This window comes from Stenotrophomonas sp. 21LCFQ19 (assembly GCF_056861425.1).
Genome location: NZ_JBSPUF010000016.1, coordinates 57,940 through 72,929, shown reverse-complemented (window position 1 = coordinate 72,929; position 14,990 = coordinate 57,940). Strand labels below are relative to the sequence as shown.

The 14,990-nt window shown below is 63.6% G+C and carries 9 protein-coding genes; 7 read left to right on the top strand and 2 right to left on the bottom strand.

Annotated features, from left to right (window positions below):
- Nucleotides 1–8: 8 nt before the first annotated feature.
- Nucleotides 9–1,289 carry an NAD(P)/FAD-dependent oxidoreductase gene (locus AC13FW_RS16715; RefSeq protein WP_482989817.1) on the bottom strand — a complete coding sequence of 427 codons (1,281 nt, stop codon included), beginning with the start codon at nucleotides 1,287–1,289 and terminating at the stop codon, nucleotides 9–11.
- Nucleotides 1,290–1,416: 127 nt separating this feature from the next.
- Here AC13FW_RS16715 and AC13FW_RS16710 point away from each other — a divergent pair, with 127 nt between their 5' ends.
- Both AC13FW_RS16710 and AC13FW_RS16705 read left to right on the top strand, forming a co-directional pair.
- Entirely contained in the window at nucleotides 1,417–2,220 is an 804-nt protein-coding gene (locus AC13FW_RS16710) for an NYN domain-containing protein (protein ID WP_481510853.1), read from the top strand.
- An 18-nt stretch (nucleotides 2,221–2,238) separates the two neighbouring features.
- A complete protein-coding gene (locus tag AC13FW_RS16705; RefSeq protein WP_482989816.1) occupies nucleotides 2,239–2,859 on the top strand; it encodes a glutathione S-transferase family protein in 621 nt (206 codons plus the stop codon).
- Nucleotides 2,860–3,273: 414 nt separating this feature from the next.
- Here AC13FW_RS16705 and AC13FW_RS16700 read toward each other — a convergent pair whose 3' ends face one another.
- Nucleotides 3,274–6,414, bottom strand: a complete 3,141-nt coding sequence (locus AC13FW_RS16700) for a TonB-dependent receptor (RefSeq protein WP_482989815.1) — start codon at nucleotides 6,412–6,414, stop codon at nucleotides 3,274–3,276.
- A 1,238-nt stretch (nucleotides 6,415–7,652) separates the two neighbouring features.
- On the opposite strand from AC13FW_RS16700, the gene AC13FW_RS16695 reads away from it, so the two are divergent.
- The 5 genes from AC13FW_RS16695 (at nucleotide 7,653) to AC13FW_RS16675 (ending at nucleotide 14,851) form a co-directional block, all read left to right on the top strand.
- The gene (locus AC13FW_RS16695) at nucleotides 7,653–10,112 is read left to right on the top strand and encodes a GH92 family glycosyl hydrolase (protein WP_482989814.1); all 2,460 of its coding nucleotides are present in this window, start codon (nucleotides 7,653–7,655) and stop codon (nucleotides 10,110–10,112) included.
- 98 nt (nucleotides 10,113–10,210) lie between these two features.
- On the top strand, nucleotides 10,211–11,269 hold the full coding sequence (locus AC13FW_RS16690) for a LacI family DNA-binding transcriptional regulator (protein WP_482989813.1): 1,059 nt from the start codon (nucleotides 10,211–10,213) through the stop codon (nucleotides 11,267–11,269).
- Between the two features lie 43 nt (nucleotides 11,270–11,312).
- The gene (gene fucP, locus AC13FW_RS16685) at nucleotides 11,313–12,620 is read left to right on the top strand and encodes an L-fucose:H+ symporter permease (protein WP_482989812.1); all 1,308 of its coding nucleotides are present in this window, start codon (nucleotides 11,313–11,315) and stop codon (nucleotides 12,618–12,620) included.
- A 6-nt stretch (nucleotides 12,621–12,626) separates the two neighbouring features.
- Nucleotides 12,627–13,622, top strand: a complete 996-nt coding sequence (locus AC13FW_RS16680; RefSeq protein ID WP_482989811.1) for a carbohydrate kinase family protein — start codon at nucleotides 12,627–12,629, stop codon at nucleotides 13,620–13,622.
- On the top strand, nucleotides 13,619–14,851 hold the full coding sequence (locus AC13FW_RS16675) for an AGE family epimerase/isomerase (protein ID WP_482989810.1): 1,233 nt from the start codon (nucleotides 13,619–13,621) through the stop codon (nucleotides 14,849–14,851). The genes AC13FW_RS16680 and AC13FW_RS16675 overlap by 4 nt, the downstream gene beginning before the upstream one ends.
- Nucleotides 14,852–14,990 lie beyond the last annotated feature (139 nt).

Below are 14,990 nucleotides of genomic sequence, written 5' to 3'. Positions count from 1 at the left end.
GGCCGTGATCAGCCCGCAGGTTCCTTGCCATCGTCCTCGTCGGCATCGCCGAGGATGATGCGCGCGCTGCGCTGGTAGCTCCAATACGCTACCGCCCAGTTCAGCAGCACCACCAAGCGGTTGCGGAAACCGATCAGGAAGAACACGTGCGCGGCCAGCCAGAACCACCAGGCCAGCAAACCGGACAGCTGCAGCTTGCCGACATGCACGATCGCTGCCATGCGGCCGATGGTGGCCAGGTTGCCCTGGTCGTTGTAGCGGAATGGCGCCGGCGCTGGCTTGCCATCAAGACGCGCGCGGATCACCTGCGCCACGTACTTGCCCATCTGCTTGGCGGCTGGCGCCACACCCGGCACCGGCCGCCCGTTGGCCTGCATCAGCGCGACCAGATCGCCACCGGCGAAGATCTCCGGGTGGCCGGGAACCGTGAGGTCTGGTTCCACCTGTACGCGGCCGGCGCGGTCCAGTGGCACGTCCAGCGTGCGTGCCAGCGGTGAAGCGGCCACGCCGGCTGCCCACACCACGGTGCGTGCGGGTACGTGGGTGTCGCCCAGTTGGAAGCCCTGTCCGTCGATATGGCTGACGGCGGTGCCGGTAAGCACTTCCACACCCAGCTTTTCCAGCTGGCGGCGCGCCTTCAGTGACAGCACTTCCGGGAAGGAGGACAGCACCCGCGGTCCGGCTTCAACCAGGCGTACCTTGGCGTCGGCCGGATTGATATGGCGGAACTCGTTCTTCAGCGTATGGCGGGCAATTTCGGCCAGGGTGCCGGCCAGTTCCACACCGGTCGGACCACCGCCAACGATGGCGAAGCTCAGCCATGCCGCACGTTTGGCGGGGTCGGGCTCGGCTTCGGCGCGCTCGAAGGCCAATAGCAGCTTGCGGCGCAGGTAAAGCGCGTCGTCCAGCGTCTTCAGGCCGGGCGCGTCGGCGGCCCATTCGTCGTGGCCGAAGTAGGCATGGGTGGCGCCGCTGGCGACCAGCAGCATGTCGTAAGCGATCTGGCTGCCATCGCCGAGTTGCACCTGCTTGGCATGTTTGTCGATGGAGACCACTTCACCCAACCGCACCTCGATATTGCGTTGCCTGCCGAGGATATGTCGCAGCGGTGCGGCGATATCCGGCGAGGACAGGCCGGCGGTGGCCACCTGGTACAGCAGCGGCTGGAACAGATGGTGGTTGCGACGATCGACCAGGGTGATGCGCAACGGCGCATCGGCCAGCGCTCGGCTGGCCCAGAGCCCGGCGAAACCTCCGCCGATGACGACAAGATGCGGGTGTTGCGGCATGACGTACTCCGGTGTGGCCGGTGCACCGGCCGTGGGGGCGGGTTGTCAGCGCATATCATCGCATTGATGTGCTTTGAAACAGCGATGACCGATACTGGCGGTCAGCTTGCCGCCATGGAGTCACCCCGTGTCTGAGCCCGAAAAGCGTATCGCGTTGTTGATCGACGCTGACAACGCGCCGTCATCGAAGATCGACGAGATTCTTGTGGAAGTGGCCGCCTTCGGCGTGGCCAATGTGCGCCGTGCCTACGGCGACTGGAAGAACCCACGCTTGAAGGGGTGGGAAAGCGTGTTGCATGAGTTCGCGATCCGGCCGATCCAGCAGTTCGCCTATTCCAAGGGCAAGAACGCCTCGGACATGGCGATGGTGGTGGACGCGATGGACCTGCTGTACGCGCGCAACCTGGACGGCTTCGCGATTGTTTCCAGCGACGCCGACTTCACCCCGCTGGTGATGCGCATCCTCACCGATGGCGTGAAGGTGTATGGCTTCGGCGAACAGAAGACGCCCTTGGCTTTCGTCAACGCCTGCTCGAAGTTCACTTATCTGGAAGCGCTGGGCAACGATGCGCCCGAAGTCGTCGAGCAGGTGGCTGCCAGCAGTGCGCCGACCGCGGCGACTGCAACGGAAGTCGCGGAGCCACCAGCAGCGCCAATCAAGCCGCGCAGCACCAATGAACTGCGTGGTGACACGCGCCTGCTCAATCTATTGCGTGGCGCGGTGGATGCAGTGGCTGATGAGCAGGGCTGGGCCCTGCTCAGCGCCGTCGGCAACCAGATCGCCAACCGCGCGTCGTTCGATTCCCGCAATTATGGCTATCGCAAGTTGAGCGAGTTGATCGATGCCACCGGCCTGTTCGAGGTCAAGCGTGCCGGCAAGTCATCGGCGGTACGCGCGCTGCCACGCAAGGGAGCGCGCGATGAAAACTGAGTTGAAAGGAGTGGCGGAATGTTGAAGATATGGGGCCGGCGCAATTCCAGCAATGTGCGCAAGGTGCTGTGGTGTGCCGAGGAGATCGGTCTGCCGTATGAGTCCATCGAAGTGGGCGGCGCGTTTGGTGGCACGCAGACGGCCGAATACCGCGCGATGAATCCGAACGGCCTGGTGCCGGTGATCGAGGACCAAGGCCTGCCGGTCTGGGAGTCCAACGCCATCGTGCGTTACCTGTCGGCACGTTATGCGCTGGACGTGTTGTATCCGTCCGATCCGGTTGAGCGTGCACGCAGCGAACAATGGATGGATTGGACCACGTCGAGTTTCGCGGTGGCGTTCCGTGACCTGTTCTGGGGCGTTGTGCGTACTGCACCGGCGGACCGCGATGAGGCGCGCATTGCGGCGGCGTTGTTGCGCTGTGGTGAGTTGCTGACGCTGGCTGATGCGGCGCTGGAAAAACAGCCCTGGTTGTCCGGCGAGCGTTTTGCGATGGGGGATGTTCCGCTGGGCGCCTTCATCTACGCCTGGTTTGAAATGCCGATCCAGCGACCGGAGCTGCCGCATCTGGCAGCGTGGTATGCGCGCCTGCAGCAGCGGCCGGCGTATCGGAAAGGGGTCATGACGGCGCTGACGTGAGTTATAGGGATGCGCGATTGCCAGCCCTTCTTCCGCATGCCGGATTGCTAGCCCCTCTCCCGCATGCGGGGTGAGAGGGGCAGCTTGCGAACCACTGGTTCGCTGCCCATCGAACGCCCTTGCGCCAGCGCAAGGGCGGGCGCGCGGAGCGAGGGTTGGGGTGAGGGGAGCTTTTGACTCCAGCGTTGCTGCTTGTTCGACAGGAAATGGCGTGGAAGAGGCGAAATAGAAAAGCAAAAGAAAAAACGCAAAAAGCGCCGCCCATCCGCCCCCGCTTTCACGGGGGCAGGCTCTTCGGGCGCCTTCCCCCGCAGGCGGGAGATGGAAAGCAGTCTCCGCTGAATTAAAAAAGCCGCGCTGTAACCAGCGCGGCTTTCTCACTACCTCCGTGCGGACAGCACGGTTGGACCAGCTTTAGAACTTCCAGGTCAGGCCCATGTACAACTGGCGACCTGCATAGCTGTTGGAGTAGAGCCGAGCCTTGGTGTCATTGCCAAGGTGCGCGCGTTGCTCCGACTTGGTGGCATTCAGCACCGATGCGCTCAGGGTCAGGTCCTCACGGATGTTGAAGGCGGCGTTCAGGTCGAGCTGGTCGTAGGGCTCGGAGTAGACAGTGAAACCGTTGACCTGGTCACCCACAACTTCACCGCGACGGTTGTACGAAGCACGTGCAAGGAAGCGGCTGTTCTCGTAGAACACGGTGACATTGGCCTGGTTCTTGGCGCTGCCAACCAGCGGCGAGGAACCGATGTTCTCGCCATCGATTTCCAGCGATGCGAGGTTGGTGTCGTTGTAGGTGTAGTTGGCCTGGACGCCAAGGCCGAAGTCGAAGGTGTACTGGCCATACAGTTCAACACCCTGTGAGACACCATCGCGGCCGTTGACGTCGGTGGCGTAGTTCTGCACCGTCACCGTCTGGCCGCCGACATTCACCTGCATGTCACGCTGCACGCGCACGGTGAAGTTCTTCACATCCTTGCGGAACAAGCCAACGCCGGCAACCGCGCCGGGCTTGAAGTACCACTCCATGCTCAGGTCGTACTGAACCGCCTCGAACGGATCCAGGTTCTTGTTGCTGCCAGAGCCATACCAGCCCGGATTCACGGCGCCGCCAGCGACGACGCGGTCGGCGCTGTACTCGGCACTGTAGAAGCTCAAGCCGCCCGGATAGGCGATGCTGGTGTAGCGGGGGCGGGAGATGACCTTGGACGCAGCACCGCGCAACACCAGATTGTCGGTAATGTCCCATGCGATGTTGAAGCTGGGCAGGATGTCGGTGTAGCTCTTGTCCAGCGTCGCCATTTCATAGGTCTTTTCGCGGGCCATGCTGTCGGGCAGGCGCACGAAGCCGCTTTCGCAGCCATAACCGGTGTTCGAGCCCAGCAGCGCAGCGGCGGCGGGATCGGTACAGGCCATCGGCGTCCCGTTGGCATTGTCAGCGAAGTAGTCGATGAAACGCTCGACCGAGTCGCTGGATTCAGCATGCTGTTTGGTATGTGCGACACGCACGCCGATGTTGCCGCGCAGGCGCTCAGTACGGAAGTTGGCCTGGAAGTAGCCCGAATAGACCTTTTCGCCGACGTTGTAGACGAAGTCGTCTTCACGACGGTTCTGCGCCGCGCCGTATCGATTGTTTAGGTAGTCGATGTAGCCGGGGTAGTTGATGCCCGGGAACACGTTCGCGTTGAAGCCACCGCCGATGTTGCTCAGCGGCTGTGACAGGAAGAAACCAGGTTGTGCGATGCCGGCGGTGGAGTCGCAACCGGCCTGATAACGCTTGCTGTAGTCACTGGGGTCCGCGCCCTGGCATACCCAGTAGGTATTGCCGGTATTGCGGTGCACCTTGGTGTCACTGTACTTGGCGCCAAACTGGATCGAATCCAGCATGCCTGCTTCAAACAGCTTGTTGAAGTCAGCCTGGAAGTGATTCTGCTTGATGCTGGTCTGCGTCCAGGACGAATCGGTGGAGCCGGTGTCGATTTCTGCGATGCCGGACATCAGCTTCTGCTGCAGATCCGGTGAGAACGTGGCCGTTGGCGTGCCAGAGATGTCCCAGGCGCTGTACAGGTTGCCGGCTTCCCAGGTGTCACCGACCTTGCGGCGCGGCTTGGCAGCGGTGCGGAAGCTCATCGACGGGCCGCCTTCGGACCAGGTACGGCCACCGGCGAACGATGCTTTCCACAGCGGGCTGATGTCCCAGTCGATGGTCAGGTCGCCGGTCTGCGACAGTGCCTTTTCGCGGCTATAGGTACCGGTGATCTGCGGGGTGGGAATGGTGCAGTCGTCCGGGCCCCAGCCACCGCCAGGCAAGCCCGCAGCGGCAGCTTCGTCTTCGCTGCAGATGTAAGTCTTGCCCGGCAGTTTTTCGTACTCGGCACCGGTGACGATGGTGCCACTCGGATCAAGGGTGAACCCGTTGAGCAGACGGCCGGGCTCCCAGTTGCCGTCGCCGGCCACGCGCGCGAGGTTCCATTCCGGAATCTTCAGCATGTTCTGAGTGTAGTTGCCTTCCAGCTCGAAGCGGAAGTAGTTCGCGGTCATGGTTACGTTGTCGACCGGCTTGAACTGCAGGGTCAATTGACCACCGCTGCGCTCCCGCTTTTCATCCTTGACGGCGAAGTTCACCGATGTCGGCATGGCGAAGCCGGAGTAGTGATTGCCGTTCTGGTCGTAGATGCCCGAGCGACCCCAGAACTGGGAAATACCAGTCAGCGGGTTGCCATTGGTGTCGACCGGCGGGTTGCGGGTAGTGCCGGGTTCGTTCCAGACGTAGTCGTGGCTGATGTTGCCATTGGCATCGAGGCGGTCGCTGTACCACTGCCAATCTTCGGTCGTCGCCTCCATCGTGCGGCTGCGGCGATTCTGCTGGGTTGCGCCGACCAGCACGCCGAAGCGCTCGTCCTTGCTATGCCAGGAATACATTGCTGAGGCCTGTGGATCGATACCACTGGTGGTGTCAGAAGTGGTGCCTTCGATGCTCGCGAAGCCCGAGTTCGACTCCATGTCCAGAGGGCGACGGGTGCGCAGGATCACCGTGCCGCCGATACCGCCTTCTTCGATGCGAGCTTCCGGGGTCTTGTACAGCTCGGCGGCCGACAGCATGTTGGACGGCAGCAAGGTGTAGTTGAACGAACGCGAGGCTTCGTTGTTGGTTTCCGAACTGGCGACGTAGTTGCCGTTCAACTGGGTCAGGGTCAAGTCGGCAGCAAGGCCGCGCACGCTGACGTTCTTACCTTCGCCGCCGCTGCGGGTGATGATCACGCCGGGCACGCGCTGCAGCGCGTCGGCCACGTTCTTGTCGGGGAACTTGCCGACGTCTTCTGCCGTGATCACTTCGACCACGGCATTGGCATCGCGCTTCTGCTCAAGGCTTTTTTCGATGGCGTAGCGGTAGCCGGTGACGTTGACGCTATCGAGCGTAGTGGCATCGGTGCTGGTGTTGGTGCTGGCCTGTTGCGCGAGCGCTGCGCCGGGAACGGCTGCGACGGCGAACAAGGCGAAGGCAATGGCGGCGGACAATGTGTCGCGGCCGTGCTTGCGTGTGATCTGTTTCATTTCTCTCCCTCTCCTGGATTGAATCGCTAACTGTCACGTTGATTTGGACTTGTATCGATCTAAAAACGGGTGAAACCGGGGCCTTGTTGCGTTCGCTCAATGATTGGTCTGGCGCTCGAGCAGGGTTCCGTTGCCGGGATCGTGGGGGTGTCGATTTGGATCGATCTAAACGATTGGCGCGCATTTTTTAGCACAGCCAAAGGTTTGACGCATGCTGCTTCGCAATATGGCCTTGCTCCCTCCCTTTGGCCGGAGGCCAAGGGGAGGGCTGGGGAGGGGGTGGCTTTTGGGGCCTTACCGGGAAAGCCCCTGCCGAGCGTGGCTCGGCACTACGCCTGGCTCCCTCCCTTTGGCCGCAGGTCAAGGGGAGGGTTGGGGAGGGGGTGGTTTTTGGGGCCTTACCGGGAAAGCCCCTGCCGAGCACGGCTCGGCACTACGCTTGGCTCCCTCCCTTTGGCCGCAGGCCGAGGGGAGGGCTGGGGAGGGGTTGGCTGTTGAGGCCTTAGCGGGAAAGCCTCTGCCGAGCATGGCTCGGCACTACGCCTGGCTCCCTCCCTTTGGCCGCGGGCCGAGGGGAGGGCTGGGGAGGGGTTGGCTGTTGAGGCTTTACCGGGAAAGCTTCTGCCGAGCGTGGCTCGGCACTACGCCTGGCTCCCTCCCTTTGGCCGCAGGCCGAGGGGGAGGGCCGGGGAGGGGTTGGCTGTTGAGGCTTCACCGGGAACGCCCCTGCCGAGCATGGCTCGGCACTACGCCTTGCTCCCTCCCTTTGGCCGCAGGCCAAGGGGAGGGTTGGGGAGGGGTTGGCTGTTGAGGCTTTACCGGGAACGCTCCTGCCGAGCATGGCTCGGCATTACAGGGGCGGGTTTTCGCTCCGATGTTGCGCCGCAGAATGCGCTGGGCGAAATGCTCATGCTTTACTTGGATCGATCTAAATTTTCGGCAACGTGCTTCCGGGGATGCAGGTGGGGCCGCGCAGGGCGGGGTCCAGCTTGCTGCAAGCCACTGAAAACACTGCCGAGCAGCGTGTTCCACGGCCCAAAGTTTGTTGCTTTTGCCCCGCCAGCCGCCGTCGTGACGGTCGTCGGGGCAACAGCAGGGGCCTACCCGTTTTGCTGATGCCTGGCATCTCTCCCCCATCCCGTTCCCGGATGGGCTGGACATCAGCGGCCCGGCTTGTCCGGGCCAACTTCTGCCACAGCTACACCGCCGCCGTACCGACCGACCCAAGGATCCAATGCATGAGCCGATCGCCATCCACAGCCACTACCCGCCGCCGCCCGATGGCAACGGCTGCCTGCCTGCTGGCGCTTAGTTTCGCGCCGTTGCTGCAGGCCGCGCCGTCGGCCGCGCTGGAGCGCGAGGTCAATACTTTCATCGGCAGCAAGGATGACGGCAATACCTTCCCGGGCGCGTCGGCACCGTTCGGCCTGATCCAGGTCAGCCCGATCGGCAGCCACTACTCCGGCTGGCGCTATGACGACGAGAAGATCCGCGGCTTCGGTCATTCCTTCATTTCCGGCGCCGGTTGCTGGGAGCAGGGCGGTCAGGTCTCGGTATTGCCGGTGACCGGCAGCATCGGTCCCGGTGGTGACTTCGACACCAAGGATCCCAAGCGCTTCGACCACAAGAACTACGCCTCGGCCTACAGCCACGACGGCGAAGTCGGCCAGGCCGGCTACTACAAGGTCCGGCTGACCGATTACCGCGGCATCGACGTGGAAACCACCGCGCTGACCCGCGCTGCCGCCGAGCGCTACACCTTCAGCGCAGGCGTCAGTGAAGGCCAAGTGCTGGTCAATGTTGCCCAGGCCAATGAGCGCCATTCGGTGATCGGCAGCGTCATCGACGTGGTTGGCGACCGTGCGGTGGAAGGCAAGCTGGTCACCAAGAGCTTCTGCGGCGGCCACCAGTACACCACCTGGTTCCGCATCGAGTTTGACCGCCCGTTCAAGGCGCACGGCACCTGGGGCGAGGAAGGCGGCCTGCCCGGCGCGCGCCACAGCATGGAAGGCGAGGCCAAGCCCAATGGTGCGTGGCTGAGCTTTGACCTGGCCGATGGCCGCAGCGTCACCGCCACCAGTGCGATCTCGCATGTGGATGCCGAAGGTGCGCGCAACAATCTGCGCAGCGATGGCATGCAGGGCGGCAAGCTGCTGGGCTTCGATCGCATGCGTGCGCTGTCGCAGGCGCAGTGGCGCGAGCAGCTGGGCAGCGTCAAGATTGAAGGTGCGAATGCCGATGACCGCACCGTGCTGTACACCGCGCTGTACCACGCGCTGCTGCAGCCGATGACCGGCAGCGATGCCGATGGTCGCTATCGTGGCTACGACGACGTCATCCACCGTGCCGATGGCTGGACCTACTACGAGTATTTCTCGCTGTGGGATACCTACCGCACGCAGAACCAGTGGTTGGCCCTGACCCGTCCGGAAGTTGCACGTGATATCGGCCGCAGCCTGCTGGCCATCAACGAACAGGGCGGTTGGTTGCCGCGTTGGGGCTATGCGAATTTCGAAACCAATGTAATGACCGGCGACCCGGTGACGCCGTTCATGGTCGACCTGTGGCGCTTCGGTGCACTCAAGGGCCGCGAGGCGGAAGCTTGGGGCGCGTTGCGCCGCAATGCCTTCGAGATGCCGCCGATCAATTCGCGCATGGCTGGTCGTTCCGGCAATGCCAGCTATCTCGCCAATGGTTATGTGGCCTATGACCGTGCCTTCCCCTCCAAGGGCATGGACGTTGATCCGCACCACGGCGGCTCGGCAACGCTGGAGTACGCATTGGCCGATTGCGCGCTGGCGCAGATGGCCGATGGCCTGGGTCACGCCGACGATGCAGCGACGCTGCGCACTCGCGGCGGCAATTGGCACAAGGTGTGGGATGCGGATGTGCGTGATGCCGAAACCGGCTTCACTGGTTTCCCGCGTCCGCGCGACGAGAACGGCAAGTGGTATACGCCTGCCGATGGTCATTACAGCCCGCGTTCGCAGCACGGCTTCCATGAAGGCACCGGCTGGCAGTACCAGTGGCTGGTCCAGCAGGACGTGCCCGGGATGCTGCAGGCGATGCATGGCCGCGAACAGGCCGGCAAGCGTCTGGATGCGTTCTTCGCCTATGACGCGCTGCTGCAGTCACCGCTGACCGCTGCACGCAAGGAATGGGTGGTTGGTCCGTACAGCTACTACAACCAATACCGCTACAACCCGAACAACGAGCCTGACCTGCATTCGCCGTGGATGTATACGCTGATCGGCCAGCCGTGGAAGACCGCCACCGTGGTTCGCGCGGCGCAGCAGCTGTTCACCAATGCGCCGAATGGCGTTACCGGCAATGACGACCTTGGCACGATGTCGGCCTGGTACCTGTTCAGTGCGCTGGGCCTGTATCCGGCAGTGCCGGGCAGTGGCCAGTTCCTGCTGCATGCGCCGCGCTACAGCAAGGCCGAGATCACCCTGGGCAACGGCCGCACGCTGCGCCTGCAGGCGCCGGGCGCCGATCCGCGCAGCCTGCAGTACATCCAGAGCGTGCAGGTTGATGGCAAGCCGCAGCCGGCGGTGTGGCTGGATTGGCAGCGCCTGCAGCAAGGCGGCGATGTGCGCTTCACCCTCGGTGCGCAGGCACCGGAGCAGGGTTGGGGCACCGCACAGGCGGACCTGCCGGTGTCGTACTGCGCCACCCCGGGCAGCGCCCAGCCGTGAGCTCGGGCAGCGCCAAGGCCGGAAAGAAGGGAACGGGCAGCGCAAGCGCTGGCCGTGATCCTTTAGGCTTGGCGCATCCCGGAACCGCAGCGGAAACGATGAAAGACACTTCTACCGGCGCCAAGGGCGCACGCAAGGCCGGCCAACGCGCGGTCACCGTCACCGACATCGCGCAGGCGGTAGGCGTGTCGCGGGCTACCGTATCGCTGGTGCTGCGCGGCAGCCCCTTGGTCAACGTGGATACGCGCGCCAAGGTCGAGGCCGAGCTGCGCAAGCAGCGTTATGTGTACAACCGCACCGCCGCCAACCTGCGTCGTCGTACCTCGTCGTCGATCGCGTTGGTGATCAACGATCTGTCCAACCCGTTCTTCGCCGAATTCGCCTCGGGCGTGGACGAAGCGCTGGGTGGCAAGGGGTTCGTGACCTTGCTTGGCAGCACCGGCGAATCGCCGCAGCGTCAGCAGGCGGTGTTGAGCACCTTGATGGAACACACGCCGACCGGCTTCATCCTGTCGCCGGCCGAAGGCAGCGATGCCGAAGAGCTGCGCCATGTACTGGGTGCACATGCCAACGTGCTGCTGTTCAACCGTGAACTGGCCGGCGCGGACTGGGATTTTCTCACTCTGGACAACCAGCACGGCGCGTACATGGCAACCCGCCACCTGATCGAACGCGGTCATCGTGATATCGCCTTCTTTGGCGGGCATGGCGCATCCAGTTCCTGCGCGCAGCGTCGTCTGGGTTACCAGCAGGCATTGAGTGAAGCGGGCTTGCCCTTCCATGCGGACTGGTTGATCGAGTCCGCGCCCAACCGTCTGGAAGCGGCTGCACGTACCGGTGAATTGTTCGAATGCGCACAGCGGCCCAGCGCGGCGGTCTGCTACAACGACACGGTTGCATTGGGCCTGATGCTGGGCCTGACCTCGCGTGGCATACGTCCGGGCGGCGACTTCGCCGTTACCGGCTTCGACGATATATCCGAGGCTGCGGTCGCGGTGCCGCCGTTGACCACGTTGACGGCTGATCCGCGTGAGCGTGGTCGTCAGGCTGCAGCCTTGTTGCTGCAGCGCCTGGACAACCCCGATGCAGCACCGATGCGTACCGTCGCACCGGTGCAGCTGCGGATCCGCGAAAGCAGTGCAGCAAGACCCAGCTGACTCCTCAACCCCATCTTCCGATTACCGTATCCAGGCAGCCCACATGCACATACCAACATCGCCGTCATCTACATCAAGCCAGTCGGCGCCCGTGGTCAATACGCGTGTGGCTTTGGCGGTGGCGACGACCATCTTCTTCATGTGGGGCTTCCTGACCTGCCTCAACGACATCCTGATCCCGCACCTGAAGTCGGTGTTCGAACTGAACTACACCCAGGCGATGCTGGTGCAGTTCACTTTCTTCGGTGCCTACTTCCTGATGTCGCTGCCCGCGGGCCGATTGGTGGCGCGGCTTGGCTACAAGCAGGGCATCGTCGCCGGCCTGGTGATTGCCGGCATCGGTGCACTTGGCTTCTGGCCGGCGGCTGAGCTGCGTATCTATGGCGCCTTCCTGGCGGCCTTGTTCGTGCTGGCAACCGGCATCACCGTGCTACAGGTGGCGGCCAATCCCTATGTGGCGCTGCTTGGCCCGGAGCGCACCAGCTCCAGCCGCCTGACGCTGGCACAGGCGCTGAACTCGCTGGGCACCGCGATCGCGCCGATCTTTGGCGGCATGTTGATCCTGGGCAATACGGTCAAGAGCGCCGACGAGCTGACCGCGCTGCCGCTGGCTGACCAGTTGGCCTATCGCGCGCAGGAAGCGCAGTCGGTGCAGGGGCCGTATCTCGGCCTGGCAGTGGCCCTGTTCCTGCTGGCGCTGTTCGTGTTCCTGTTCCGGCTGCCGTCGCTGAGCGAGAACAGCGAACAGGCCGACAGCGCACGCCACAGCTATGGCGATGCGCTTCGCCATAAGCACCTGCTGTTCGGCGTGCTGGGCATCTTCTTCTATGTGGGTGCCGAGGTCTCGATCGGCAGCTTCCTGGTCAACTACCTGTCGCAGCCCAACATCGGCGGCTTCAGTGAGCAGCAGGCCACGCACTACGTGTCGCTGTACTGGACAATGGCGATGATCGGCCGCTTTGCCGGTTCGCTGCTGCTGGTGCGCTTCTCGCCGCGCAAGCTCCTGGCGCTGTTCGCGTTGATCAATGTGGGTTTGCTTGCACTGACCATGGCCAGCGAAGGCCAGGTAGCCTTGTACTCGATCATGGCGATCGGCCTGTTCAACTCGATCATGTTCCCGACCATCTTCGCGCTCGGCATCGAACGCCTGGGGCCGTTGACCAACAAGGCGTCCAGCCTGCTGATCATGGCCATCGTCGGCGGCGCGGTGGTGCCGTTCCTGCAGGGCGTGCTGGCCGACCGCATCGGCGTCCACCATTCATTCGTACTGCCGTTGCTGTGCTACGGCTACATCATTTTCTACGGGCTGGTCGGTTCGCGTACCAGCACCGGCGTTACCCAACAGGACTAAGGCCAGATGGGCAAGATTGTTTGTTTCGGCGAGATTTTGATCGATCTATTAGCGCAGCCGCCGGCCTCGGCGGACACCCCGCGCGCCTTCCTGCAGTACGCCGGTGGCGCCCCCGCCAACGTCGCAGTAGCGGCCGCGCGGTTGGGTGCCAGCAGCCATTTCGCCGGCATGCTGGGCCGCGACATGTTCGGTGACTTCCTGCTGGAGAGCCTGCAGCAGGCTGGGGTCGAGACCGACTGCATCGTGCGTACCGACGCAGCCAAGACCGCGCTGGCCTTCGTCGCGCTGGACGCGCATGGCGAGCGCAGCTTCAGCTTCTACCGGCCGCCGGCGGCGGACCTGCTGTTCCGCGCCGAGCACTACCTGCCGGCCTGCTTCGACGGCACGGCCTGCTTCCACGTCTGCTCCAACAGCCTGACCGAAGCGGACATCGCCGCGGCGACCTTCGCCGGCATGGAGCGCGCGCGCGCCGCGGGCGCGGTGGTCAGCCTGGATCTGAACCTGCGCCCGGCGCTGTGGCCAGCCGGTGTCGATCCCTCGCCGCGCCTGTGGCAGGCCTTGGAGCGCGCTGACCTGATCAAGCTCTCGCGCGAAGAGCTCGATTACCTGGCCGCGCCACTGGGTGCCGACGGTGATGCGCAGGTACTGCGCCGCCTGTTGGCTGCGCAGGCACGCTGGGTGATCGTCACCGACGGTGCGGGCACGCTGCGCTGGTATACCCGCCATGGCGAAGGCGAGGTACCGAGCTTCCGTGTGCAGGCGGTGGATACCACCGCTGCCGGCGACGCCTTTGTCGGTGGCGTGCTGGTCGGGCTGGTTGAGCGTGGTGGTGCAGGCGCCGGTTTTGCCGCGTTCTGCCAGACCCCGAATGCAATCAATGGCACGCTGCGCTTCGCGGCTGCGGTGGGTGCCCTGGCGGTAACCCGCAAGGGTGCGTTCGCGGCAATGCCCGCCTTGAGTGAAGTACAGCAGCTGCTGCAGCAACAGGAAGCCATCGCATGACCACCACGCCCGATTTCCGTTCCCCGGCCTTCCTGCGCGCGCATATCGCCGACACGATGGCCTTCTATCATCCGCATTGCATCGATGCGGATGGCGGTTTCTTCCACTACTACCGGGACGACGGCAGCATCTACGATCGCAGCCATCGCCACCTGGTCAGCAGCACCCGCTTCGTCTTCAACTATGCGATGGCTTACCGCGAGTACGGCAATGCGGAGTATCTGGATGCGGTGAAGCACGGCGTGCGCTACCTGCGTGATGTGCACCGCAATCCAGCCACTGGCGGCTACGCCTGGACCCTGCGCGATGGCAAGGTCGAGGACGACATGAACCACTGCTATGGCGTCGCCTTCGTATTGCTGGCCTACAGCTGTGCGCTGAAGGCCGGCATCGAGCAGGGCCGCGAGTGGATGGACGAGACCTGGCAGCTGCTGGAACGCCACTTCTGGGAGCCGCAGCACGGCCTGTACCGCGACGAAGCCGACGCCAACTGGAACTTCACCGGTTATCGCGGCCAGAACGCCAACATGCATATGTGCGAAGCAATGCTGGCTGCGTTCGAGGCCAGTGGCGAACAGCGCTACCTGCAGCGCGCCTTGCAGCTGGCCGACAACATGACCCGCCGGCAGGCAGCCAAGGCCGGCGGTCTGGTCTGGGAACACTACGATATCGATTGGAACATCGATTGGAACTACAACCTGGACAACCCCAAGCACCTGTTCCGTCCGTGGGGGTTCCAGCCCGGTCACCAGACCGAATGGGCCAAGCTGCTGATGATCCTCGACCGCCACGTCGATGCCGATTGGCTGGTGCCGACCGCGCGGCATCTGTTCGATACGTCGGTGGTGCGTTCGTGGGACGAAGCGCGCGGTGGCCTGTATTACGGCTTCGCGCCGGAGTCGCGCCGCCAGCCCAACATGGATGGCGCGGCGATTGGTGGTGACAGTTTCGTCTGCGACGGCGACAAGTATTTCTGGGTGCAGGCCGAGTCGCTGGCGGCCGCCGCGCTGCTGGCCAAGCGCACCGGCGATGCCGGCTACTGGGAGTGGTACGACCGTTTGTGGACGTACTCGTGGCAGTACTTCGTCGATCATCGCTACGGTGCGTGGTTCCGCATCCTCGATGCCGACAACGGCAAGTACGACGACGAGAAGAGCCCGGCCGGCAAGACCGATTACCACACCATGGGCGCCTGCCACGAAGTGTTGAACGTGGTGCGCGAGGGCTGACAATCAGCATTCGCATTGCTTCAGTCGTCATCCCCGCGAAGGCGGGGATCGCTCTGGCTCTCTGCTTCAGTAGCGAATCTCAGAGCAAGCGTAGTTTCATGTTTTGTTGAAGACGGTTCCGCGGTCCGTAAGAGAGCGC

Bases quoted from the DNA above. Each gene is read 5' to 3' on its own strand.
- AC13FW_RS16715 (WP_482989817.1), bottom strand. From the start codon at position 1,289: ATGCCGCAACACCCGCATCTTGTCGTCATCGGCGGAGGTTTCGCCGGG.
- AC13FW_RS16705 (WP_482989816.1), top strand. From the start codon at position 2,239: ATGTTGAAGATATGGGGCCGGCGCAATTCCAGCAATGTGCGCAAGGTG.
- AC13FW_RS16700 (WP_482989815.1), bottom strand. From the start codon at position 6,414: ATGAAACAGATCACACGCAAGCACGGCCGCGACACATTGTCCGCCGCC.
- AC13FW_RS16695 (WP_482989814.1), top strand. From the start codon at position 7,653: ATGAGCCGATCGCCATCCACAGCCACTACCCGCCGCCGCCCGATGGCA.
- AC13FW_RS16690 (WP_482989813.1), top strand. From the start codon at position 10,211: ATGAAAGACACTTCTACCGGCGCCAAGGGCGCACGCAAGGCCGGCCAA.
- fucP (WP_482989812.1), top strand. From the start codon at position 11,313: ATGCACATACCAACATCGCCGTCATCTACATCAAGCCAGTCGGCGCCC.
- AC13FW_RS16680 (WP_482989811.1), top strand. From the start codon at position 12,627: ATGGGCAAGATTGTTTGTTTCGGCGAGATTTTGATCGATCTATTAGCG.
- AC13FW_RS16675 (WP_482989810.1), top strand. From the start codon at position 13,619: ATGACCACCACGCCCGATTTCCGTTCCCCGGCCTTCCTGCGCGCGCAT.